At 58.1% G+C, this 22365-nt stretch carries 19 protein-coding genes and 2 pseudogenes; 9 read left to right on the forward strand and 12 right to left on the reverse strand.

Annotation, left to right across the window (positions count from 1 at the left end; genetic code table 11):
* Positions 1-13 precede the first annotated feature (13 nt).
* Positions 14-169: pseudogene (locus R2N03_RS21060) on the reverse strand (HNH endonuclease); the annotation flags it as partial.
* A gap of 405 nt (positions 170-574) precedes the next feature.
* Between R2N03_RS21060 and R2N03_RS20670 the strand changes: the two are divergent.
* The 3 genes from R2N03_RS20670 (at position 575) to R2N03_RS20680 (ending at position 2481) form a co-directional block, all read left to right on the forward strand.
* Positions 575-1300, forward strand: a complete 726-nt coding sequence (locus R2N03_RS20670) for a glycine zipper 2TM domain-containing protein (protein ID WP_238500807.1) — start codon at positions 575-577, stop codon at positions 1298-1300.
* A gap of 258 nt (positions 1301-1558) precedes the next feature.
* Positions 1559-1861, forward strand: coding sequence for a hypothetical protein (locus tag R2N03_RS20675; protein WP_238500805.1), 303 nt, complete (start codon positions 1559-1561; stop codon positions 1859-1861).
* Entirely contained in the window at positions 1861-2481 is a 621-nt protein-coding gene (locus R2N03_RS20680) for a hypothetical protein (protein ID WP_238500803.1), read from the forward strand. Before R2N03_RS20675 ends, R2N03_RS20680 begins: the two co-directional genes overlap by 1 nt.
* Here the strand turns inward: R2N03_RS20680 and R2N03_RS20685 are convergent, their stop codons facing one another.
* The gene (locus R2N03_RS20685) at positions 2482-2826 is read right to left on the reverse strand and encodes a helix-turn-helix domain-containing protein (RefSeq protein WP_238500849.1); all 345 of its coding nucleotides are present in this window, start codon (positions 2824-2826) and stop codon (positions 2482-2484) included.
* 167 nt (positions 2827-2993) lie between these two features.
* Between R2N03_RS20685 and R2N03_RS20690 the strand changes: the two genes are divergently transcribed.
* The 3 genes from R2N03_RS20690 to R2N03_RS20700 all read left to right on the forward strand — a co-directional run bounded on the left by R2N03_RS20690 (position 2994) and on the right by R2N03_RS20700 (position 6666).
* Complete coding sequence (locus R2N03_RS20690; protein WP_238500800.1) at positions 2994-4970, forward strand: cell wall anchor protein; 1977 nt, start codon at positions 2994-2996, stop codon at positions 4968-4970.
* A 146-nt stretch (positions 4971-5116) separates the two neighbouring features.
* The gene (locus R2N03_RS20695; protein WP_238500798.1) at positions 5117-6229 is read left to right on the forward strand and encodes a toxin-antitoxin system YwqK family antitoxin; all 1113 of its coding nucleotides are present in this window, start codon (positions 5117-5119) and stop codon (positions 6227-6229) included.
* Between the two features lie 197 nt (positions 6230-6426).
* On the forward strand, positions 6427-6666 hold the full coding sequence (locus tag R2N03_RS20700) for a hypothetical protein (protein ID WP_238500796.1): 240 nt from the start codon (positions 6427-6429) through the stop codon (positions 6664-6666).
* 49 nt (positions 6667-6715) lie between these two features.
* On the opposite strand, the gene R2N03_RS20705 is transcribed toward R2N03_RS20700, so the two are convergent.
* Positions 6716-8914, reverse strand: a complete 2199-nt coding sequence (locus R2N03_RS20705; RefSeq protein ID WP_238500794.1) for an ankyrin repeat domain-containing protein — start codon at positions 8912-8914, stop codon at positions 6716-6718.
* 1074 nt (positions 8915-9988) lie between these two features.
* Here R2N03_RS20705 and R2N03_RS20710 point away from each other — a divergent pair.
* From R2N03_RS20710 to R2N03_RS20720, 3 genes are all read left to right on the forward strand, one after another.
* Entirely contained in the window at positions 9989-10399 is a 411-nt protein-coding gene (locus R2N03_RS20710; RefSeq protein WP_238500847.1) for an HU family DNA-binding protein, read from the forward strand.
* 217 nt (positions 10400-10616) lie between these two features.
* Positions 10617-10904: a hypothetical protein gene (locus R2N03_RS20715; RefSeq protein WP_238500792.1), complete on the forward strand. Its 288-nt coding sequence runs from the start codon at positions 10617-10619 to the stop codon at positions 10902-10904.
* A 111-nt stretch (positions 10905-11015) separates the two neighbouring features.
* Positions 11016-12170, forward strand: a complete 1155-nt coding sequence (locus R2N03_RS20720) for a hypothetical protein (protein ID WP_316659741.1) — start codon at positions 11016-11018, stop codon at positions 12168-12170.
* Between the two features lie 215 nt (positions 12171-12385).
* On the opposite strand, the gene R2N03_RS20725 is transcribed toward R2N03_RS20720, so the two are convergent.
* The 9 genes and pseudogenes from R2N03_RS20725 to R2N03_RS20760 form a co-directional block, all read right to left on the reverse strand.
* A complete protein-coding gene (locus R2N03_RS20725) occupies positions 12386-14161 on the reverse strand; it encodes a UvrD-helicase domain-containing protein (protein ID WP_238500789.1) in 1776 nt (591 codons plus the stop codon).
* Positions 14158-15909 carry an ATP-dependent nuclease gene (locus R2N03_RS20730; protein WP_238500788.1) on the reverse strand — a complete coding sequence of 584 codons (1752 nt, stop codon included), beginning with the start codon at positions 15907-15909 and terminating at the stop codon, positions 14158-14160. Before R2N03_RS20730 ends, R2N03_RS20725 begins: the two co-directional genes overlap by 4 nt.
* A 99-nt stretch (positions 15910-16008) precedes the next feature.
* Positions 16009-16383 (reverse strand): PHA-granule associated protein 4, encoded by a 375-nt coding sequence (locus R2N03_RS20735; RefSeq protein ID WP_238500787.1) that lies wholly within the window; start codon positions 16381-16383, stop codon positions 16009-16011.
* A 106-nt stretch (positions 16384-16489) separates the two neighbouring features.
* A complete protein-coding gene (locus tag R2N03_RS20740; protein WP_316659742.1) occupies positions 16490-17041 on the reverse strand; it encodes a metal-dependent hydrolase in 552 nt (183 codons plus the stop codon).
* Between the two features lie 29 nt (positions 17042-17070).
* Entirely contained in the window at positions 17071-17334 is a 264-nt protein-coding gene (locus R2N03_RS20745) for a hypothetical protein (RefSeq protein ID WP_238500786.1), read from the reverse strand.
* A gap of 175 nt (positions 17335-17509) precedes the next feature.
* A complete protein-coding gene (locus R2N03_RS20750; protein WP_238500785.1) occupies positions 17510-18505 on the reverse strand; it encodes a hypothetical protein in 996 nt (331 codons plus the stop codon).
* A 36-nt stretch (positions 18506-18541) separates the two neighbouring features.
* Positions 18542-18715: pseudogene (locus R2N03_RS21065) on the reverse strand (competence protein CoiA family protein); the annotation flags it as partial.
* Positions 18716-18971: 256 nt separating this feature from the next.
* The gene (locus tag R2N03_RS20755) at positions 18972-20186 is read right to left on the reverse strand and encodes an inovirus Gp2 family protein (protein ID WP_238500784.1); all 1215 of its coding nucleotides are present in this window, start codon (positions 20184-20186) and stop codon (positions 18972-18974) included.
* Between the two features lie 567 nt (positions 20187-20753).
* On the reverse strand, positions 20754-22325 hold the full coding sequence (locus R2N03_RS20760; protein WP_238500783.1) for a DUF3987 domain-containing protein: 1572 nt from the start codon (positions 22323-22325) through the stop codon (positions 20754-20756).
* Positions 22326-22365: the final 40 nt, after the last annotated feature.

Below are 22365 nucleotides of genomic sequence, written 5' to 3' on the forward strand. Positions count from 1 at the left end.
GTGCGAACTGCTTGTCCACAGCCTCGCCGAGGTTCGCGCCACATTTCTCGCACAAAATGGCGGGCGAAATCAACGCTCCACCGATAGAGTTCTGAATAACGTGCTCACCGTGTTGACGCACCGTTGAGTCATTAAACGGCTTACCGCACAAATAGCATGGCGCTGGCATTCCTTATCCCTTTTTGTTCAGGCGTCTTGCGTCTCCTCGGACGCCGCGTGCTAGCAGCGGTCGTCGCTTCGAGTCAACTGTGCATGATCACGGCAGAAAATAAAAGGTGGGGCCGAATGTCGTGTTCTGGCCGAACTCGGCTCGTGGGTCGGCTCTTGGATGCTCCCCGGAAGATCCGCGAAGAACGGCGTTTCTTGTGTGTAGCGCAGACGAAAACCGCGCACCGATCCCACCATTTGTAACATCGTCAGGGTTCGGGGCTTCGCACCGAAGGCGCTCAACCCATTGATTTGTAGAGGGAATTAGGCACTACAGATTCTCACAATTTAAAACGGTATCGAATCGGTCGATCGACCAAACTTTCTCCATCAACAGACCACATGCGCTGGTCACGGGAGAACGAAGATGAACAACGAGCAACCGAACGTCCAAGGTCAACACTACGCCGGCACGTCGACGAGCCAAATGCCACAGTCGCGCAGCATGCATCCGCTGATGGCTGCTGCTGCCGTCGCGGTGATCATCGCGAGCGTGACGGGTGTGGCTGCCATGACTGGCGTGCTGCCCACCTCGAAGGCTATGCAGGGCAGCACCAACCCGACCGTCGCCGCGCAACCGGCCTCCGCACCGCTGGCGCTGGCTGCACCCGGCCAGACGGCAGTGCCGAATCAATCGGCCCCGACCTATCCGACACAGCCGAGTGCGGTACACCACACGGTGCATCATCCGGCCCCGTCGTATGCGGAACATAACCCGTCGTCGAACGCCGACTATGCGCAGCCGAGCCCTGCTGCCAACCCGTATGCTGGTCAGGTCACCGCTATCACGCCGATCGCCACGCAGCAAGGCAACGAAACCGGTCTGGGCATGATTGGAGGCGCTGTGGTGGGTGGCCTTCTGGGCAACCAGGTCGGCAAGGGCAATGGCCGCACGCTGGCAACCGTCGCTGGTGCGGTGGGTGGCGGGTATGCAGGCCACGAAGCCGAGAATTACTACCACCGCGACACGTCCTACAACGTCAGCGTACGCATGGACAACGGCGCCACCCGTACCTTCGCGTATAAGGCTGCACCGGGCTTCCAAGTGGGTGACCGCGTGCACGTGGAAAACGGCAATCTGGCTGCTGGCTGATCGTTGCACGCTGCCACAGGCAGCATAAAACCGGCACTCGGGCCGAACGCGGTTCAGTTCAGCGCAGAGCCAGAAACAAGCAAAAAGGTCGCTCCGGTAAATCGGAGCGGCCTTTTTTTGTGCCCTTAACTTGACGGCATTGCAGGCATAAAGCCGGGCTTCGCGCCCGACCTTCTCTTCTTTCCATTTCCGCAATCCCGACGACCCTGCGTCCGGCTCCGCTGGAGGCCGGCGCTCGTCCATTTTCAGGAGCACTCCATGACAGAACCATCCGTACCCGCATTGTCCCAGCCGCGCTTGCCGCTTGGGCAACTGGTGGCGACGCCTGCCGCCGTTGCCGCACTGGCCACGGCTGGCGTGTCGGTTTTCAAACTGCTGAACCGCCACGCCAGAGGCGACTGGGGCGATCTTTCAGCCGAGGACCTCGCACTGAACGACCTCGCAGCTATCACCGGCCAGCGCGTGTTGTCCAGCTACTTGCTGGGGAATGGACAGAAGGTGTGGATCATCACCGAATGGGACCGCTCGGTGACGACCGTCCTGCTGCCGGAGGACTACTGATGGACGCCTTGGTCCAGAAACTGCACCCGGCCATGAGTTCCGGGCAGCGGTTGACGGTGGCGGATTCCGGCAAGCCACTCTTCAGCCGACAAGGCGATTGGGACGGTGGCAGTCCGTTGCACTGTGTCGCCATGGCGCTCGCGCTGCTCGGCAAGCTGTCCGATCCGGTCCAGATTCGACGGCATGCAAGCGGACCCGAAAGCCACTTCTGGGATCGCGCCTGGCCGCACTACCTGCACGGCCTGACATTATCGGAACTGGAAGCCTTTATCTGGGAACTGAACTGCGGTGCCCGGCCAGTCTCCATCGAGGGCAATCCGGCGACCGTGCTGCGCTTCTGTGTTCGGGAGCTGTCCAAGGGCTGGCCGGTGATCGTTGGCTGGCACACCAGACGACATGCGCATGCCGCGCTGGCTGTGGGCATCGAGGGACGCCAACGCAATCGTCGTTTTACGCCACACACCTTGCTGCTGCTTGATCCAGCCGAGTCCGAACCAGGGTTGGCCGCCTTCAATGCTAGGCTGAAGTTTGGCAAACGCAAACCGCTACTGGCGATGGCGGCGGCAACACAAGCTGTGACGCTGGAAGGTGCCGTATCGATCCGGCTGAACCCACCGTAGCTACCGCAACCGGCTGCGCTTGATTTCGGGTGGCGTGGCTGCGTTGGCACGCCGTTGGCCTGTTGGCTTGAGCGATACACCGTCCAACGGCGCGAACAACTCGGAGAGCGTCACACCAAGGCAGTAACAAATGCTCGCCAGCGTCTCGACCGATGGGTTGGCAACGCCGCGCTCGATGGAAGAAATGTAGGTCCGGTCGACGTGCGCCTCAAACGCCAACGTTTCCTGCGACTTATCGGCAGCATGCCGGCACTGCTTGATGCGTTTGCCCAGGGCCACCGAGATCGGGGCCGGACGAACTACTGAGGGTGTGTCGGAGCGCTTGGCTGTCATGGCGAACAGGATGCCCACCTGATGACTGATTCACGACGCTATAAACACGTCAAATAATGCTGTCTATACTCTACAATCCACAGGCTAACTGCCGATAACCCTGAGCAGTGGGGTTTCGTCACGCCCTGAGTTGTCGAGTAAACACGACAAAACCAACAACACCAATAAGGAAGCTGAAATTGAAGAACATCACTGTAGGGGGTAGCAAATTCATCGTGGGTGTCGTGATGGCCGCCGTTTTGACGGCCTGTGGTGGCGGTGATGGTGGCAGCACTGCCGACACCGGCACGTCGACGGCACCCGCAGCCAACCCGCAGAGCCTGACCGGCACCGTGGCAGTCGGCACAGCGTTGGCGAATGCCAAGGTGATCGTCATCGATGCCAAGGGCAACACCACATCGACCACCAGTGACGCCAGCGGCAGCTACACCGTGTCGCTTTCGGGTCTCACCGCTCCGCTGCTGATTGCGGCCAACGATCCGGCCGGTATCTCGCTGCCGCTGTATTCCGTGGTTGCCAGCACGGCCACCGGCAGTTCCGCACCGGCCGTCGCCAACGTGACGCCGCTGACCACGGCCGTCACTGCCCAGCTCACCGCCGATGGCAACCCGGGAGGCTTGGCGACATCCTCTGCACTGGCGGGCGTGTCTTCTTCCGCTGTCGCAGCCTCAGTAGCGAAACTCAATACCGCCCTGTCGGCCATCCTGGCGGCCAAGGGGCTCGATGCTGGGTCGTTCGATCCAATTGGGGGAGTCTTTACGCCGAACCAAACCGGCGCGGATGCGGTGATCGATGCTGTGGCCATCACGCAATCGACCACGGGAAGCGGCCTGCAGCTTTCCAGCATTGCAGATCCGAACACGGCGATCCAGTTGAACCAAACCGCCGCGTCCACCGCGCCTCTCGCGGTGCCGCCGCAGCCGGCGAACTATCTGGCGACGCTGGTTTCGCAACTGGGCCAATGCTTGGCCGGTACGGCGTCGGCCTGCTCCACTGCCATTGATGCGAGCTACCTGAACCAGGGCTTTGCGACCTTCCAGGCGCGTCACCCCGGCATTGCTGCCACGGGTTCGAAGCTGACGGGCGTGAAGACGGTAACGTTCCTCAAGCCCAACACGCTGCCGAACATCACGGGTAATGCTGCGCTGGTGTACTTCCTGTTCACCGATGCAACGGGCACGGCGAACTTCGCGAGCGATATCGTGCAGCAGCGATCCGATGGCACCTGGGACATCATCGGCAATCAGGAGCAGTTCAACCTGTACATCGCCTCATTCTTGGGCCGCAAGCAGTTCCTCAATGCGGCCGACGCCGGCAATGGGCGCCTCGAATCAGGGTTGGATATTCGGATTCCCGCAACCTTCACTGTGGGCAGCACGACCACCACCGTCACATCGGCCTCGGTGCAAGGTCCTGGCCTTCCGGCTGGCGGGGTCTACCTGACCAATATTGATCCGCAATTCAATCCGCGCCTGACGTTCCCCACGCCAGCATTGACCGGGCCATTTGTCGCCAACGGCCCGGTGCCCAGGCCGGACATCGGCATGTCGACGCAGTACAAGTGGTCTTGGGCATCGCTGTCGGGTGGCAACAGCACCTACGCGCCCAACGGGCTGGCCGAGTATTCATCGCAGCCAGTCGATGTCTCCAGCATCACGCAGTATGGCGTCTACACCGTCACGCTTTACGACGCAACCGGGACCGCCATCGGCACGCCGCAAAAGGTGCTCAATGTCGGCCCCAACGCAGCAGCGGCAGCAGCCATCCACGCGCCGTGGCAGACGCTGAACAGTACGACGATCGGCAACTACCTGACGGCCGGCACGACGGGGCCGGGATGCCAGGGCAATCCAGCCACGGTGACGTGGACCAACCCGGCTAATGCGCCGGCCTATCCAAACCTGTGGGCGGCGTTCGCTTCGTCCTTCCCGCGATCGGTTGTCAACGGCATGCCCTCGGCGCTGCAATCTGCACTAGCGATCAACTCGTCTACACCTACCAGCAATAGCGATGGGTCGTTGTCGTCGGTTGTCGCCAACGCGCACGGTGGCCTGACGGCAACTGCGAGCTGCGGCGCGGTCAACGCCCAGCAAGTGCAACTGGGCTGGCAAGCCGGTGGGCTCTATTACAGCAATTCCTGGCAATACAACAACTAATCCATGACACAGAACGGCAACCCGCCCCGAGAGGCGGGCAACCGTGACGGGGAGCATTTGAGCCGTGCCTGTTTCGCAGGCGCGGCTTTTTTACAGCCGCCGCCCCCAACACCGAACCCATCACTCTCATTCCAAGGAATCTATCCATGAACACCACCACCACCCTGCATTCAGCACGTCGCGTGCTGGCCCTCGGCGCGCTCGTGACCAGCGCGTTTCTTCTGAACGCCTGCGGCAGTCGCACGCTTGATTACCGCAACGCTGAAATCGTCAACGGCAAGGTCTACGCAAAGGGGGCCAATTCGCCTTTCTCCGGGAAACTCACGAACACGCCGTCGAACGTCCTCTTTATGCGTCAGGAGGGATACCAGAAGCTGTTGGGGCAAGCTGGCACGCTCATGATGGGCCTCTATGGAACGTCACTGCTTTGCGATGCCAAGGTGGACGATGGCGTTCCTGATGGCGATGTCACCTGCAAACGCGCAGGGACCAACGTCTTGCTGATGAAGGCGCATTTCGATCAGGGCGCGATGGCTGGGGACTTTGTGATGTACAACGAGTCGGGTGAGAAGCCAACCATTGAGGCGGGTTTCAAGAACGGGAAACTGGACGGCGAGGTCAAAGCCTACGCTGCGCAGACAGGCAAGCTGGTCAGCCGACAGTCGCTGAAAGACGGCCTCAATGAAGGGCGTTTCCAGCAGTGGGATGCGAAGACCGGGAATCTCGTCGTTGAGGCCAACTATCACAAAGGCATTCAAGATGGGAGCTACGTCAAGAACGACGCCGATGGCAACGTTCTGGAGAAAGGGAGCTTTGCCGAGGGGAAGTTCACGGGCGAGCAGACCGTGACGGTGGGCGGGCTCTTTTACAAGGAGCCGGTCGAACAGCGAACCAAGGATGGCGTCGTACAAAACCAGAGCGAGATCGACACGGCAACTCGTACCGCAAGTGACGTTAGCCACTGCGTTGAGCGACTTCGCTACGAAGTCTACGAGCGGAATCACAACTTCCCGACCACAGAAGAACTCCCCCCGCTGATCGACCAATGCAAGCAGCGTCTTGCATCGGCCTCCACTGGACCCAGTGTCCTTGAGTCGATGGCGGCAGAGGGCCGCGACAGGTGGCCTGATGAAAGCAATGCCTGCACCGAACGCTGGTCAGCAGCCTTCAAGAAAGCAAACGGCGAAGATGCTCTCGTGAACTATCAGCAAGCATGGGAGTGGGTGGACAACTGCCGCGCCGGCAAAGAGCCGAAGTGATCGTGTGGCGCCTGCAGCCACATTTGCCGAGCGTGGCCCCTCTGCAAGGGAGGGGCTACGCCGGCATTATTTTTTTGCTTAACGGCAAGTGGGCGTCATACGGCGCCAATGCACGTGACCATGTCAGCTAGACTGGGCACCGCAATCGCCTTCATGAGCCGTCGAAGGGAACTGGCAGTTCAACCTGCGAGTACATCATGGACATCCATTCTCAGGGACTGTGGGTTGCCGCATGCTTGATCGGCTGCACGGTCTTCTCTGTCGTTCTCTGCATCCGGGTTTTGCCGAACCCCGCTGATAGCCTCGCGGAGATCGAACAGCCTGACCTGAGGCGAAACAACAAGCTGGTGCTGGGTTGGGTCGTGCTTGCTTGTACCAATCTCGTCGTCGGCCACTTGATCGCCTACCACATGCTGGGTTCACAGCCGATGTGTTGACCCACTGTGGCAACGCGCAACACGCCGAACAGTGTGGCCGGCGCGAGCATCAAATGCGCGTAGTCTTGAGGTATCGGACGACCTTGCCCGAGCCGAACGCCAACGCGATACGCATGCAATTCGCTCCGCTCGCGTCAGGCTGCATTGGCTTTCCACCGTGGCGGACCATGAGGTCAAACGCCTCTGGTAGATCGCTTTCGGCGGCCAGCATCAACGGCGTTCGCCCCGGCACCGGGTAACTGTGTCCGGCGTTCGGGTCGGCCTCGAACTCAAGCAGCAGTTCGATGATGCGCAGCAGCTTGTCAACGCGGTGACGACGCACGTGTTCGTCGACGATGAACTTCGCAACTTGCCCGGACAGCGAAGGACTCCCTGCCGCCAAGCGAGGCTGCGTCCCGAAGACGCCTGCCGAAGTCACTCCGTAGCGCCGTAGCGTATCTTGCAGCATTAAATCAGGGGCTTTCAAGAAGCCCTCAATCAGCCGGGCCATCATCCGCTCAGGATGAATCTTTCCCGACAATTGGCTCAGTGCGTAGTACAACGGCGATTGTTGGTCCGTATGTGCCCGCATATTGGGATCGGCCCCTTGGGTCAGGAGCGACGCAACCACGTCCGGTTCACCAAGCTCGATTGCACACATGAGCGGCGTCAGCTTCTTGCGCGCCGTCTCGGAATTCAAGGTGTCGGGCTGATGTGTAACCTTCAAGAGCAAGTCGAGTGCCGCTCTTTCCCCCGTACGAACCGCGTGCTGCAGTGCACATAGCAAGGGAGACCCACCGGAACTGCCCACCGCGTCCACGGACGCTCCGGCATCGAGCAGCCGCCGAACGTGCTCGGGCCGTCCAAACGCGGCAAAGAGGCTGAGCTGTGGCCAGCGCCTGACTCGACCGTCTTCAAAGTGAATCGCCCGGACACGATCGACACGCCTCAGGTCGGGTTCGATCGCGGAAATCGCTTCGTCGGAAATCAGCAGCATCCCCGCAAGAGGCTGCATTGCGAAATCTGGTGGGGACTCCTGAAACCGACCATCGGGCGGAAACAGCACAGGCAACTGCTGACTGAACTGCTCCACTTCCCAATCCTCGACAACGTGCCCATCTTGGGGCGTCTGGAACAACCCGAGCGCGACGGCCACGTGCTTGAATCGTTTCAAGGCGGGCCTCTTCCCCAAGAAGGCTGCAATGCAGGCGGCCTCCTGCACAATGTCCCTGAGCTGGTGTCCCGCGCGGTAGCAGGCCAGTTCAAACGCGTTTTCAAAGTGCGGGAACGCTTCCTCGTACTGGCCCGACAGCACGTGCCATCTCGCTTCCATCCATTCGTAGTGATAGGCCGTCCGCCCTTCGGGGTCATGGTCACTTGCCAGCGCCCGAAGTTGCTCTATCTCGCCCCACAGGCGTGATTGATCCCCTGCTGCCTTGGCCGCCCCACGCGTCAGCTCGCTCCAGAGCCTTTGGCCGCGCCCCGCCAACTCGGGCCGCATGGCCCCGGCCTCGCGGACCAATTCGGCTAGCAGTGCGGATGGATCGCACGCTGTTGAAGCGCCGATCAGTTGCCGTGAGAGCAACGGACGGAGCGACTGCACCCAGCTCCGCTCGAATCGTGCCAATGCCGCGCTCACCAGCAACCAGAGACCAGCTGACTCAGCGAGATCATCATCGGAATGCGTGCGAAGCTGCATCACGAGCAGTTGGACGCTTTGCGATGACGGAACGTCGATACCTGTGCGCCACCTGGTGAGCTTGTCACGCTCAGTCCGATCCGTCCCGGTACTCGCCGGGTAGAGGAACGTGTCGATGGGACCGCCAATGCGTTCGCCAAGCCAGTCGAGAACCACGGCGACGGGCACGCATTTCTCATCAAGCAGCAGGTGGAGATCCGGCCCGCTGCGCCGCTTGTGAAGCGACATCAGCAGCTTCGCCGCATTGGGCACAAAGAAATGCTCGATCAGGACCGGCAGCGCGTGAGATCGATCGAGCGCGTCGAGAGGCACCCCCAGCACCAGACGACAGTAGCGCTCTTTCAGATCCAGTAGCCACGGTTTGATGAGCGCCTGCGCATCGGCCCCCATCGCCCGCGTCATGCCGTCGATCAGCAGTTCCTGGATCACCGCATCAATCTTCGCCCAGTCAAAATCTCCTTCCCGAGCAAGCCGGTCCACATCGCGGTCGCTGTGCTTGATATCCAGGGCACCGGCTAGCGCGCGAATACATTCGCCAATTCTTGGATAAGGGGGCGCTGCCTGACTCATGCCTGCGTCCTCGTCAAAACGCGGCGGACGTCCCGCGTGAAGTTCCGGCTGGCACGCCAGTCGCTGGGCGTGCATGGCACCGCGAGCATTCGACCATTCGGGGCAATCAATCTGCCATGTTTGCGGCCGGCGATGTAGCGCCAACCATCCTTTAACAACCGCCGCACTGTGCCGGCGATGTCCTTGTCTTTACTGTACATAGTGAAATGCGGACTCGGTGGCACCAAGGGCACCGAGCCCTCCCCCTTATTTGGAACCCTTTGCACCGGTCTGATTGACCGTGGCTGCGCGCTGTGCGCGGGCGGCAAAGGTGCCTGCGGTTACCTGCCCGCCGCCTGCCTTTGCCGTACTGGACTGGATACGGGCAGCCGCTTGGGAGGTCATGGGGGACGGAGATTTGGATGCCTTGGATGACATGTTGATTCCTTTCGAAGTTATGGTCCACGTTGGACGCTCGAAAGGCTATCGGTCTGCGGCTCAGCCGTCTTCCGCGCCGTTGGTCAAAAATTTCCACAATCTGCTCTGCATTACCGCTGCGGCTGCGCTTTTCGCCGTGCAGCATGCGGCCCCGACATCAGTTGGCCTGGAGCGCCGCGCACATCCCACTCCTGCTGGCCTTGCATCTGCGTGACTGCAGCGCGGCAACCCGCACCCTGAAAGGCTGCTGAAAGCGTCGAGGCCATAAAGTAGTACCACTGCCTAGGACGATCTGTGCCGGCGCAGCGCGGTCCGCGACAGACGTGATCGGTCGGGTGTGTTCGAAATCATCGGGGCGTTGTCAGATGCGGTAGTCAACCGGCGCAAAGCATTTGTCGCCGGGCAGGCTCCGCCCCCGTTTTGCTGTAAGCCTGTCTTCTCTCTCCATATTGGGCCTGTGGTATCCCGCAGGCTTTTTCTTTTCTGGCCCCGTCGCCTGGACAATCGCTGAGTTTATGGCTTCAACGAATGAAACTAGACGGATGCGGTAACTTTGGAGTTGGCGTCGGATTTGCTCTATGCTTGCTGCCAGCAATGCAGCGTGCTGCACGGTACGCTGATGCTGGAGTGTTCATTCACCTAGTACCAATTTCTCCTATGGCTACCAAAGCTAAGACTGCAGCAAAGAAGGCGACCCCGAAGAAAACCGCGCCGGCAAAGAAGCCTGCACCCGCCGCCGCGTCGGTCAAGCCGTTGAAAGACACCTTCACCAAGGCCAGTCTTGTGAGCCATCTGGCCGAGCAGGCCCAGGTTGACGCCAAGGCGGTGAAAGCAGTGCTGCTCCATCTGGAGAACACCGTCGTCGGCGCCCTGCACAAAAAAGGCGCAGGCGAATTCACGCTGCCTGGTCTCTTCAAGGTGACGTCCGTGAAGGTCCCAGCGACCAAACGACGCTTCGGCAAGAATCCATTCACCGGGCTGGAACAGTGGTTCGAGGCGAAGCCGGCAACCGTGCGTGTCAAGGTACGCGCCCTGAAGAAGGTCAAAGACGCTGCCCTGAACGGGTAACGCAGGAAAATGCAAAGGGAGCCGAGGCTCCCTTTTTTTGCATGCTAAATCTCGAACAAGGCACTACTGTCGAACCACCTGGCAGCGCGTTGCTTCGCCTTGCTGAACTTGAAGCCGCCATCAACACCGCAACGTCACTGCTATCGCTGGCTGATGCGCGTGCAATCTGGCGCGAATTGAACGCCGTTGCCCGAGCGCTCAAGCAAATCACTAGCCCATGACCGTCACAACGAAGTGCATCGCACTCTGGCTCGCCATTGGTGGTCTGGTTTTCGGCCTGATAGCAGCGTGGTACTGGTTCAGGTCGACACGGGTACCAATCGATCCGCTGAATGGCGATCCCAACGCGATCATGCCGGCTGTGCCAGAACTCGGGCAGCTCGCATGGCTGGCAGCACAGTTCCGTGCTAACCAGGAAGTCGGTCGCCTAAACACCATCGCCGCGAGTCTGACTGCTGTCGCCGTAGTTCTCAGTACCGCCTCGTCCGTTGTCGGCATGCTGTGACGACAGTGCAGAGCATTTATCTCTCAGTGTTACAGGTAACCCAAATGGGGCTACCGGAACGACGCCCCCGTAGCCCAGGGGCAAAGCCATTTACTCCAAGACTATTCAGCTATGTCGGATTCAATCCTTTGGGATCGAGGTGAGGAAGTCGCTAAGCACAGGGGCCGCCAAGGCAAGGCGTGGGAGCTTGATTTCTTGCGCGGGATGCATGCCGAACCTGCCCTCCAGCATCTGGCCACCCACCTGTCCAATAACACCGGCCGACACATCCAGCTCTCCTCGATTTGGCTAGACAAGCATGCGTGGGTCTCGTGGACCGACGAAAACGGCAAACGGGTGAGTAAGCGTGAACTGGCGGACCTTGCAGTCATCGTCAGAAGGCCAAGCGGAAGGAGCCTTTCAAGATGGATGTGGCTTCTGCAGGGAAAGAGAATCGGCTGTCCATTGGAGACCTATTCAGGGACGAGCTCTCCCTACGAAGTGGATCTGTTGCAGCGTATGCCGCCGTTTAATCTCCGAGGAACGAATTTTGACCTGCAGACCCGAGACTTCGACCCTACGGTGAAGATCAAGGTAGGCTCGCCGTGGAATATTGAGCAAGTTTTCGTGCCATGGACTTTCCTTGATTTTCCCGATTCGAAAACATCGTCGCGGTTTACCAATCATCCACTCATAGCTCCCCGATGGTTGGGCGGAATGCCGAAACCCGGCTGGTGGGCGAACACGTGGCTCAACGGGGCGGTGACACAACGGATCAGTTCGTACACCGAATGCCTTTTGTCCATTGTTACAGGCCAAGCGCCAGTATGGTGGGACCCAAGGGGCGGGTCACGAGTGGCAGGTCTTGTACCCGGGGCACCTATCCATAAGCGCTTTCCGACGTGGAAGCGGCTTTACCAGTCCCTGATGAGCGCAGCAGTCTCCTCGACTTCCGGGCATGCTGTCTCCAAAGACAATCCGACGGGGGCGGTACTTCAAGTCAGCAAGTTCATAGCCAACTTTAGCCATGCACCATTTCTTCCATGGCTCTATGCTGAATCACTGGATTCGACGGTTTCAGTTGCCGGCCATGCACATGGCGGTGATTGTTCGGACTTCTTCGAACGTCGGTGTGCCTTTGGCCAGCGCGTTAAGCTTGAGTCCGACTATTTTCAGGCTAGCCACGACGTCGTGCCTCCTCTGGGCGAAAGCATAGAGGATGAGCCAGGTGGAATGCTGATCTTGTTCGTTGACATTCTGTCACCGCCGAAACGCCGCGCACGTTAGCCGAAAGCGAAGCAACCCTGCACGCGAAAATGCGTTGTGGCACTGGGAAGCTCGTTGGCAACTGCACAATCATGGCTGTTTTGCGGTAGCGGTTGGTACCACAAGTCGGAGTCTTGGCGGCTACGCGCGGTCTCATGGCCAATAGCCATAGCCTACACACGCCGATTGACCAGCCGCGTGACGACGTCGCTAACAAAGCACTCCAGCGACGACGTTTATAAATCTCGCCTCGTGTGAGGCACCTGACCTGCCGCCAACAAGGCAACGCAACGATCGGCAAAAGCAATTGGCACAGCAAGTGCACAAAGATGTCGAGCCCGGGTCAGACCAACATAGAGGACACGCTTTGCCTCCATATCCACCCGAGCTTCCCACGACTCGAACAGCGCTTCTGCCCGGTTTTCAGGGGCACGATTGGGTGGAATCACAACGCACACAGCGCCATATTCGCGGCCCTTCGCCTCATGAATCTTGGCGCACCGCAAGCCCAGATCGACCGCTATTTGAAGATGGTCAGACCACCGCGCATTGGCGGGTCGGCGAAAGAAGGTCCGTACGGTCACCCCGTCGGGCAGCGCCAGGCCCAGCAATTCTGTCGCGGTGTGCACCGAGGCGATCCAGGCAAGTCGATCCGCATCAGTATTTCCACATGCTTTGGGAAGATTCATGAGGAATGAGAGAGCCCGTCTCCGATGTGCCCGCCGATCCATGCCTACCCGCTCAATCGTTCGCCGTAGATGCTCGTTGGGCTGACGTAACCCCATGAGGTCAAGCAGCAATGTCTCCACTGCCTGAACCACCGCCTCCCTCGATCGCGCCGTCGTGGCAGGTGACCAGAACTCGCCCACTTTGCGTGCCAAAAACTCAATCCGCGAGTTGCCACTCGAATCGTTGGGAATCACGCCAGCGGCACGCTCCGCAACGTTGCCTGAATGCGCTAGAACTACCGAATCCGTCGAATCCAAGCGAAGTTCCGCAATATGGTCCAAGAATGCCCGACCGATGGTGGCATTCGGCGCTCGACCTCCGTACGTCAGAATCAAAACAGGATGTTCGACGCTCGCGGTGTCGCCGACAGATTGATCTACCTGTCCGACACTTTTGAGCGTGGCGGCTAGCTGGCACACCGCAGGGCTGCTACGAAAATTGCCCGTTAACTGGCGATGGGAGTCAACAGGGTATGTCTCCTTGAACTCCTGAATGCCTGCTGGATTGCCATCGCGGAATTCATAGATCGACTGATCCGGGTCACACACAAAAGTGACATGGATACCGAACCTCCTAAGCCACGACAGGATCTGCAAATCCAGCGGATTGCAATCCTGCCCCTCATCGACTATGACTTCTTGGAAACGTGCCGCCAACGCTCGGCCGAGCGCTCCGCCGCTTGAAGGATCACGAATTAGTCTGAGGGTCTGGGCACGTGCATCGCCAGCGCTCAGATAACCAGCCTGCAGCAAACCGCGCCGCCGATGTGCTGCCGCCTGTTGATATCGGGCTTGATGCTGGCGAACATGATTCTGCAATCCAATCTGCCTGATCCTCCCAGGGTCAATAGCATTGGTTTCGGGGTCGAACAGATCCAGGCTCACTGGATCGCCTCGGAAGGCAAATTGCCCCGTTAGACGAATCTCGATGCCAAGAGTGTCCCAACTATCAACGATGATCGGTCGTGTCGTACTCGTTGCCGCGCAACCGGGTAGCACCACGAAATGCCGAACGAACGCATCAAGCGTTCCCATGAAACTGGGATGTTTTAGGAGCAGGGCTAGCCCTGCCGCTTGGCAGCGCTCCCGAAACTCGTCGACAGCGGAGTTCGTGAACGAGAGCACAGCCACGCCACGACGAGGTGGCAACGTGGCTGCAATATTCGCGAGACGAGCAATAATCGTGCGAGTCTTTCCGGCGCCGGGACAAGCGTGCACGAAAGCGCCCCCGATGTGCGTGGCGAATGCTTCCTGCTCCGCCGTCAAGCCTTGAATGCCGCTCATGCTCGGGCGGCACCACGAATCGCGTCGGCGAGATAATCCGGCACGACAAACGGCTCACCCGTCGCAAGACGTGATGCGATCGCTTGAGCCAAGTCACCCTTGCGAGTTTTCTTCGCCTCAATCAACCTAAGAAACGCATCAGGACGGTCTTGCGGCGCGACATGCTCGATACGCTCCTCCCAATCTCGACGCGAGTTGCGATGCAGGCGAAGAAACACGCTCTTTAGGAATGTCTCATTTCCGGCACTGAATATCTCATGCTCCAACGTGTGCTGATTGGTCAACACAGTCAGCGCCTGCGGCGCGCCATGCGCCGCTGCGAGATATTCCAGATCGCCCCTCCTGTTCCCCAACACCGTTGGATCAGCATCGGTAATCACGATCAGCCGGTCAGCAATGCGTGCGTCTCGATGCGGTCGAAGTAACACCTCGACGTAAGGACGGAAGTCCACGCCCTCGATCGGCACAATAACCGTTCCCTTGAACCGGAGCCATCCTTCGGCATCACCAGCGAGGACCAGTTTTTGTGCCAATACAGGCAACAGCAGCGCTTCAGCGATTCCCTCCACCAGAATGGCCCTATCACCGAACAGCAACGCAGAGCGGGTCACATCCAGATACCTGCTGATCTTATCCAGTGTCTTTGGTTTGAGTCCCAGTTCTGCGATGGGCACGCTAACCGATTCAGAAACTGCCCTTCCATCTTGGTCGCGACGACGCGAACGCATGACCACCAGATGAGTCGGAGAAACCCACGCGGTCAGATTCGGCGAATGGGTCGTCACGACGATCTGAATGCGACCTTCCGGCTTGCCGGCTTCGATTGCACGATTGGCTGATTGACGTGCCTGGTCTAGCAGGAATTCGAGCACCAGCACTTGCAACTGCGGGTGCAGATGCGCTTCCGGTTCTTCGACAAGGAAAATCGTGAGGTCGGCGTCCTTGGCTTTCGCCAGTTCTACGACTACCGTGGCCATGTACAGCAGATTGGAGTAGCCCAGACCAGAGGCCCGAATGTCTTCTGGAGCTAGGCCAGAATCGGCAAGACGAAACCTCAAGTCGCGGGCGACATCGAGCAGGGTTTCTGCACCAAAATCTAACGCTGCCGATTGGGGGCGAACCCCATTGGTCAGCATTCCCAACGCCGTACCAATTTCCGTGTTTATCGTCGTCAGGATATCGGGCCGGTTCTCTGCACGCCTGACACCGGTAAGGAAATTTTGTTCTTGATCTTTCGGCAGGAAGTGCCGCAGTAGCGCCATGACTCGTGTGCCGCTGCCCGTACCAAGCGCCTGATGCGCGTCGCGTAAGGGTGGCAGGTACACATGCCGAATCAGGTCAGTGGAGCCGGCCTCCGGCTCGTTGGTATCGAAGCGTCCCGCCCAGGTAGTGGTCTTGCCTCGCGGTGCGCGCTCGGATCGTGCTTCATACCGATAGCCGAACACGGCTTCGTTCTTAGTGGGGTCAGGGACTGCAGAGACGAGCAGTCCTTTCAAAGTGTCGCCGAGCTCTCGGAAAACCCCTTCAATCTGAAAATTTGGAACAGTCGCGTTGCGTCGTACGTCTTCATCCTCCGGATACCGCTCCCGGCGCCCGCTCAACGGCAAGGTGAGCAGCCGGATTGCATCTATAACGTTGGACTTGCCGCCATTGTTCTCACCGACCAAGACTGTTAGATCAGGGCGAAGGCTGATGGTTACATTGTCACAAGACCGGAAACGCGAAATTGTCAAACTCCCCAAATGCATGAAATCCCCTTTGATGGTTCAACATGCTCGGATATTTCTTCATGCGTTGCTTTTCGAGCATTCTATCGGCCACGTTCCCCGCATCGCTTGACCACAGGGCTACCCGCCCCAGCGGTCATCCACATCGCGCAACAAGTGCCCGCCAAGAATGTAGTCACCGGCTGCTGCGGCCTTGGCCTCCAACCTCTCCAATTCGCCCGTTGGCAACGCACCTAGGTCGAACTGACAGTAGAGATTTCGCTGGCGGAACGTCAGCTTGGCGCGAGAAAGTCCATTCACAAGCGCTTCCAATGATTCGACTGCGATGTTCTCTTGTCCTCTGAACTCCACGCGAATTCCGGCCCTCTGGCCCATGCGGCCCAGCTCGACTGCATCCTGCCACCCCATTTCGTAGTCCAGCTCAACGACTGCGATTCCATCCGTCTTCAGCAGCCGTAGCGCTTCCTCCCGCGTACCGGCACGCGCTGTTGCCATCCCTTCCCCTACTCAATATTTGAGCGCCTACAAGCCACACCTTGCTCCCGGCCTATTGTAGCCAGAGGCGGACCGGAGCCACCCAAACGCACCGGGCACGCTTGGCTCAGGGCTCCATGCAGGAGTTCGATTTTTCCGCACTCCATCGCCCCGGAACAAAGGTCAGCGAGAATAACGCGGTCGGCAGCCACACCCAGTACAGCTCCGACGCCATGAGGGCTAGGCCACGGCTCCCCATGAACCGGAATACACCGAGCGGCGACACTGCAATGGGGCGAAACGAAAAAAACCAGCGATGCTCGCTGAACGGCCACAACAGCGCCACCCCCATCCCGCCATTAGTGCAAGCATCGAGCAGCGGTGTGACAGCGTCGAGAGCCCAACAAAGATCGCGCTGCGCCACGCGGTGCTCTTCAGAAGTGGATGGGCAAGCGCCGCCAGCGCAGCGATGACAAGCGCAAACATGATCGAGTGCGTGGCCCCCCCGATGGCCGAAAGCATCTTGATACCGGATGCCCAGCTTGAGTGCGGCGACGTCGAGACCTGGCAGCATTGCCGCAACTGCACCGGCAAGCAGAAGCCGGCCACTGACGCAGCGCCGTCCCGCTGCCGCCCCGAGCATCAACGGCACTGCAGCATGTGTGATGACGGATGGCACCTCTTGTCAGCCCTCGCTCACCGACACTCTCACTCCCCCGGTGGATCTTCAAAAAAGCCACAGAGCGCCAAGTACGCACGCAACTTTCCAGGCGTTTCGGCAAGAGCATGATAGATGCTGCTCTCCCATATCTCCCCGACGCGATAGCCATGTTCATTCTCGAACACAACCGCAATCTCGTCGTCGCGCTCCGCGAGCCGCGCATTGAGAATTTTCCACGCGGCCTCCAAGGACTCACCATCTTCAAATTCGCTTACCGTTTCACCTACAGCGATGCGCAAAATGTTCGCCATTGCCTGACCTCCTCAATTGAGCAGTCGCGATGATCCAGATTGGAGGATAGAAAGAATGCGAGAACCAAAGTACCGTTCTTAATTGAGTAGACAAATGAAGCCTACTGCGCGCCTCGGCGGGCGCGCCCCTCGTCTGCTTGCATTCGACAACGTAGCCGCCATTGCGATTCTCGTGTCATGATTCGTCGGACGACGGCGTCTCAAGACATTCTTTTGGAAGAGCGTCGCACACTACGACGAACCAGCCTTCCGATAAGCTGCATAGATAGCCTTGCTCGCCTAGCCATTTCAAATACTCTAAGACAGCCACTCTTACTCGAATATCCGAGGCAGGGTCGAATTTATACCGGCGAGCCAGCCACTTGGTCACTACTCCGACATTCAGATCTTGATCGATGTCTCGCGGCGCGGCAAAGGCACCTCTGACAAACCGCCTGAAGATGTCCGCCTGCCAGATTCGGCGTGAGACGCCCAAAGCATCGTCCCACATGACAGGGACATCGAGAAGCGAAGGCCATTTGAGCGCGTTTATGCCTAGTTTGGCTGTGACGAAGGCCAACTTACGTGATTCGGAACTGGCGAAGAAATTTTGATTGGCGGCTTCGATTTTTCGCTTTTGCGACGGAGAAAGTCTTCTACCCTCGCCCCAATCGCCAGGCCATGAGTTCCCTATGTACTGTTGGTTAGGCTCATCGAGTTCCTTGTCTCGCATGGCCGGTCGGCGCCTCGCAACCTCATCTGCATCCGATTGCTGCTCACGCGCTGCTCGCAGTTTGTCCTCGGCCTCGATCAGCCCTGGGTAGTACAACCATGATTTGTCATCAATGGAATCCAGGAGACGATTTTTCAAATCGGCGGCCGTTACCGATCTCGGTACATCTGATAGGTCAACCTCGACTGCGGGGATTTGGAGTGCATTGAGCTTCGCTCTCTTGCCCTTGTTGGAGAAGTGGGTGACGGCTACTTCGATGATTAGCCGCTCGCCCCCGAAGGAGACAACGAAGTCCGGACGTATATCCTCCAAGGCAATCTCAATCTCGCCCGGGATTTCCCAGTGAACTATGCTCTCTTCACAGAGAGAAATATCTCTTTCACTGGGCAAGACATCGGCCCTACAAATCAAGCCAGGGGTTCGGAAATGGCGAGCGTCGAGCAAAATCTGCTTCGCCATGGCGTGGACGGCCGTTTCGAACGCTGTCTCGCAGTTCCCCTCCGTCTTGTGCGCAAAATGCCATACGTTGATGTCCCCGCGCCTGGCGACAAGTGGGTTTCTGCAGCCGGCGCAAAGAAATGGGCCAGCGTCATCACGCGCGAGCGCGCGCGCCTCTACGACTCTCCCCGTGCCGTTGATGGCGAATGGAACTCTTAGCTGAGCGGTCACGCCGGAATCACTAGTCGAACTTGCGTAGGTTTATGCCCATTTAAGCACACCGCATCGCCGCTTTGCTTTGCTGTACCAGCGGCTTGTGTTAGTGCTCGGCGTTGTTCGAGCGTTGGCTGTGGAGCCGCCGTAACAGACGGGGTGTCCTGCTCGCGTACCTTCGATAAAAGCATATGGCGGAAACTACGGGCCATACATGCCAGCTTGCGCGACGACTACAGCGGCCGCCACTATGCTGCCCATCTACATTGACAGTTCAGTCAGCAGCAGTCTCGTCAACTCCATCGGGCAACTCGAACCCCGTCTCATCCGTCGCCGCCTCGCTAAACCGATCGACGTCGAATGAGCTTCCACCCACATTGCTCCCATCACCACAACTACGAGGACGCCCTGATTTCTTCTTCTCCGGCACCCGCCCCATGCCGAACGTATGGATGCGCTTTGTTGTCCTCGCCATCAGATACTGCTCCGCCTTACCCAGATACGCCAGATTCACTCGCAGCGCCTGCCGCTTCTCGGTCTCGTCCCAGTTGATCTGCCCCACACCAATGCCGTGACCACGCTCGGCGTACCATTTCTTCCGCCACCCGGTGTTGCTGTTCCAGCCATCCCCCTTCCCTTGCGTCACTGTGTTGATCCAGTAGTCAAGGATCTGCTTCGCAATGAACACGTCGTGGTTGAACCCCGACGAATAGAACAAGATCACATGCAGGTGCAGCCCTGATTCTTCACCCTGCTCGATCGCCCACACATAACCCTTGATGCCCGACATGAGCTTATTGAAGTCTCGCGCAGCGAAGAAACGTTCGCGATGCTGCTGCATCATCTCGGGCGTGATCTCACAACGAAACTTCGGCTTGTAGTTCAGCGTGAGCGAAAGCACCAGCCATCGAGACCGCCCCGTTTTCTCGGAGAACATCGCTTCTTCTAGCGCAAGCGCCCGTCGCACATTCCGTTTTGCGTTCTCCCCCCTCAACCGCTCACGCTCTTTGAACTCCCGTGTCTGGCAACGGGCACGGATCTTCTCGATCAGGATGTTGAACACGTCCATGTTGCGCATGCCATCAGCACGCACAATGTGCTCCGGCTTACCAACAAACGAAAAAGGGTACGCACCGAGCAGCCCCAGCTCCTTGCAAGCAGCGTAGAAAACTTCTACTCGCGCCGAGTAATGGTAGATGTCGGAGTAGTGGCCTAGCCACTCATCCACCAACCGGTAGTATTTCTTGCCAAGGTACAGCGGACGAATCTTCCACTTCCGACTGTAGCGAGTCATCTCATCGACGAAGCCGTCTTCCCCTTTCTGGATGTATTTCACGAACTGTTCGATTTCAAACAGATGCAGTGATGCGTAGCCCTCGTGGATGACGGTTGTTCTCTTACCATTGATGTCGGTTTCTTCGATGTTCGTGCGCTCGTCAAGGCGAGCGATTACCTCCAGTGCTTCCTGGTCTTCGCTGTTGTCGTACATGGGCTTAATGATGTGTCGTCGCTCGAATGGCGACGGTGATTGAGGTTCGGTCTCTCGTTCTTCTTCTCGTTGCTGAACTGCCTGCCAGCGATGCTCAGCTACCGATGGACTTGAGACCTTCTTTTTTTGTCGGTGATTGATCGATGCCAGATGTCATCGAAGGAGCCTCTCATCCTCTGCTTGACATGCGAGGTTGGAGGATGAAGATGCTTGCTTATGGAGGGTCGCTACGTATTGGTTGCTTTGTATTCCATAAGAAGCAGAAGTGGCATGCTTCGATTGACACGAGGATCACGGTGATTCAATCATCGACATCTGCGAGAAGATCGTTCATTGATTACGCCTCTCATACACATACATACGCACGCATAAAAAATATTCAGTCAAGCAATGAGGTGCCGATTTCATACCGACGAAATAGCCTCAAACTCTGCAAAAGAAAATAAAAACGGCAGGCCGTGCCGGCCGGTATTAAAGAGTTTGAGAGGTGATCCACGCAGTACCTTGATCGACGCGCGCACGAGTAGGCTCTGTGGCCGCTACAGTGCTACCTGTAGCGGCGTAGCATCAATATGCCCTCAACGAACCGGGCCGCGTCTGGTTGCGGAAGTAGTCATCGTTCAATGTCACCCCGAGAATGTCTCCCTTTGCGTCGGACAACGGGGACACGATCCGTTGGCGCTCAAGGAACGCAAGGGCATCCACGACGTGAGTCCTCTTGCTCCGAATCTCTTGCGTGCCCACGTACTGCTGAATCTTGCGCACAGTCACCACTCTGTTTGAATACGGCACATAGTGAAATTCCCATTCATTGAAGAAGCGCTTCAAGAGTTGAAGAACGATCGCAGCATGCCTCTCTTCGATTGGCGTGTTGATATCACCGAAGAGCGCGATATGCTGTTCTGTGTAGAAGATCATCAACTGTATCGCGCTTTGCAGAATGTCCAGTCCAATTTCGGTTCCCTGACGCTCCTCGATGACATGCAGGTTTGCAGCAACCCGCAGGGTGTTCTCCGCTATGCGATTTGCAAATTCTGGAATCTTTGCTAGATATCCGTTACCTGTCCTGTTTTCTGCAATCCATCTCAATGTCAAGTCAAATTGCGTTTGCGCTGCTGCCGAAAGGGTCAGCGTTGTTCGCTCAATCTTCCCCGATCGCATTGCCCGCGCATGGCGGTTGAACATTCCCGCAAGGTTCGCGTTGTGACGATTGCGAGCCTCGCGAACGACGCTGACTCTTCTCGGATTTGGATTCGGCTTCACGGGTCTGCACACTGCGATCAGCGCTCTCGGCCCCATACCGACATCAACGAAATCCTCGCCAAGATCTCTGACATATGCAGCCCATCGCTTTGGCTGCATGCCCCAGCAGATCGAAAAACGAGGCGCTGCTTGATACACTGGATCGCTTGCTATGCGCGCCCGCTGCATGAGGGTGCCATCCCATGCCGAGTTTAGATGCGGCATAAGCCGCCGCAAGTCTGGCAGAATTGACGTCGCCTCCTCACTCATCCATGACGTACATGGAGATTGAACTTCGATACTTCTCGCCAATGATGGATAGGTGACGTCCTTATGCATGATGTTCGCTGCCGTCTTTGCCACCCCTGGCTTGGCCTTCAGTAACGCTGCATATTGCTCCTTGAGCTTATCCAACTGCTCTTCGCTGTTCAGGCTCTCGTCGATTTTCTTGAGAAGCGATCTTTCCCTAGCTTCCCAGATTTTCAACTCCGCCTTTAATTCGTACTGATCTTGTGGGCCATCACTTTCTGCCGCTTGGAAATCCCGATGAGCCTCCGTTAGCTCAAGGAAAGACTTCGTCTTTCGACTACCGGAGCCAGCGACGAAGATGCCGGCAATCGATGGGGGACATTGAATCATGTCGAGATACGCCACATCAAAGAGACATTGCGTTGCAACTGCGGTGGAACTCAACATGACCGTAGTGATCAGTTCGGGAACAGATTCCGTTACCGCGTGTACCTCATCATGCAGTGCTCGTGCATTCCTCGGAAGGACACTGCTGATATCCTGTCGATCGAATTGAGCCATCTCCAGCGGCAAACCAAAAGGCTTCTCTTGCTCTTGCTGTGTTGCGTTGCTTGCAACTAATTCACAACTTCGCTCCCAGCGCGACATACCGCTGCGATATGGAGATGGCGCGTGGCCGTTAGATCCA

Origin of the sequence: Ralstonia condita (assembly GCF_958405655.1) — a bacterium.
Classification (GTDB): domain Bacteria; phylum Pseudomonadota; class Gammaproteobacteria; order Burkholderiales; family Burkholderiaceae; genus Ralstonia; species Ralstonia condita.

Excerpts from the sequence above, each read along its gene's own strand:
- R2N03_RS20755 (WP_238500784.1), bottom strand. The coding sequence starts at position 20,186 with ATGTACGACAACAGCGAAGACCAGGAAGCACTGGAGGTAATCGCTCGC.
- R2N03_RS20680 (WP_238500803.1), top strand. The coding sequence starts at position 1,861 with ATGGACGCCTTGGTCCAGAAACTGCACCCGGCCATGAGTTCCGGGCAG.
- R2N03_RS20745 (WP_238500786.1), bottom strand. The coding sequence starts at position 17,334 with ATGGCGAACATTTTGCGCATCGCTGTAGGTGAAACGGTAAGCGAATTT.
- R2N03_RS20735 (WP_238500787.1), bottom strand. The coding sequence starts at position 16,383 with ATGGCAACAGCGCGTGCCGGTACGCGGGAGGAAGCGCTACGGCTGCTG.
- R2N03_RS20720 (WP_316659741.1), top strand. The coding sequence starts at position 11,016 with ATGTCGGATTCAATCCTTTGGGATCGAGGTGAGGAAGTCGCTAAGCAC.
- R2N03_RS20710 (WP_238500847.1), top strand. The coding sequence starts at position 9,989 with ATGGCTACCAAAGCTAAGACTGCAGCAAAGAAGGCGACCCCGAAGAAA.
- R2N03_RS20670 (WP_238500807.1), top strand. The coding sequence starts at position 575 with ATGAACAACGAGCAACCGAACGTCCAAGGTCAACACTACGCCGGCACG.
- R2N03_RS20705 (WP_238500794.1), bottom strand. The coding sequence starts at position 8,914 with ATGAGTCAGGCAGCGCCCCCTTATCCAAGAATTGGCGAATGTATTCGC.
- R2N03_RS20700 (WP_238500796.1), top strand. The coding sequence starts at position 6,427 with ATGGACATCCATTCTCAGGGACTGTGGGTTGCCGCATGCTTGATCGGC.
- R2N03_RS20725 (WP_238500789.1), bottom strand. The coding sequence starts at position 14,161 with ATGAGCGGCATTCAAGGCTTGACGGCGGAGCAGGAAGCATTCGCCACG.
- R2N03_RS20695 (WP_238500798.1), top strand. The coding sequence starts at position 5,117 with ATGAACACCACCACCACCCTGCATTCAGCACGTCGCGTGCTGGCCCTC.
- R2N03_RS20750 (WP_238500785.1), bottom strand. The coding sequence starts at position 18,505 with ATGGCGAAGCAGATTTTGCTCGACGCTCGCCATTTCCGAACCCCTGGC.
- R2N03_RS20760 (WP_238500783.1), bottom strand. The coding sequence starts at position 22,325 with ATGTCGCGCTGGGAGCGAAGTTGTGAATTAGTTGCAAGCAACGCAACA.
- R2N03_RS20715 (WP_238500792.1), top strand. The coding sequence starts at position 10,617 with ATGACCGTCACAACGAAGTGCATCGCACTCTGGCTCGCCATTGGTGGT.
- R2N03_RS20675 (WP_238500805.1), top strand. The coding sequence starts at position 1,559 with ATGACAGAACCATCCGTACCCGCATTGTCCCAGCCGCGCTTGCCGCTT.
- R2N03_RS20730 (WP_238500788.1), bottom strand. The coding sequence starts at position 15,909 with ATGCATTTGGGGAGTTTGACAATTTCGCGTTTCCGGTCTTGTGACAAT.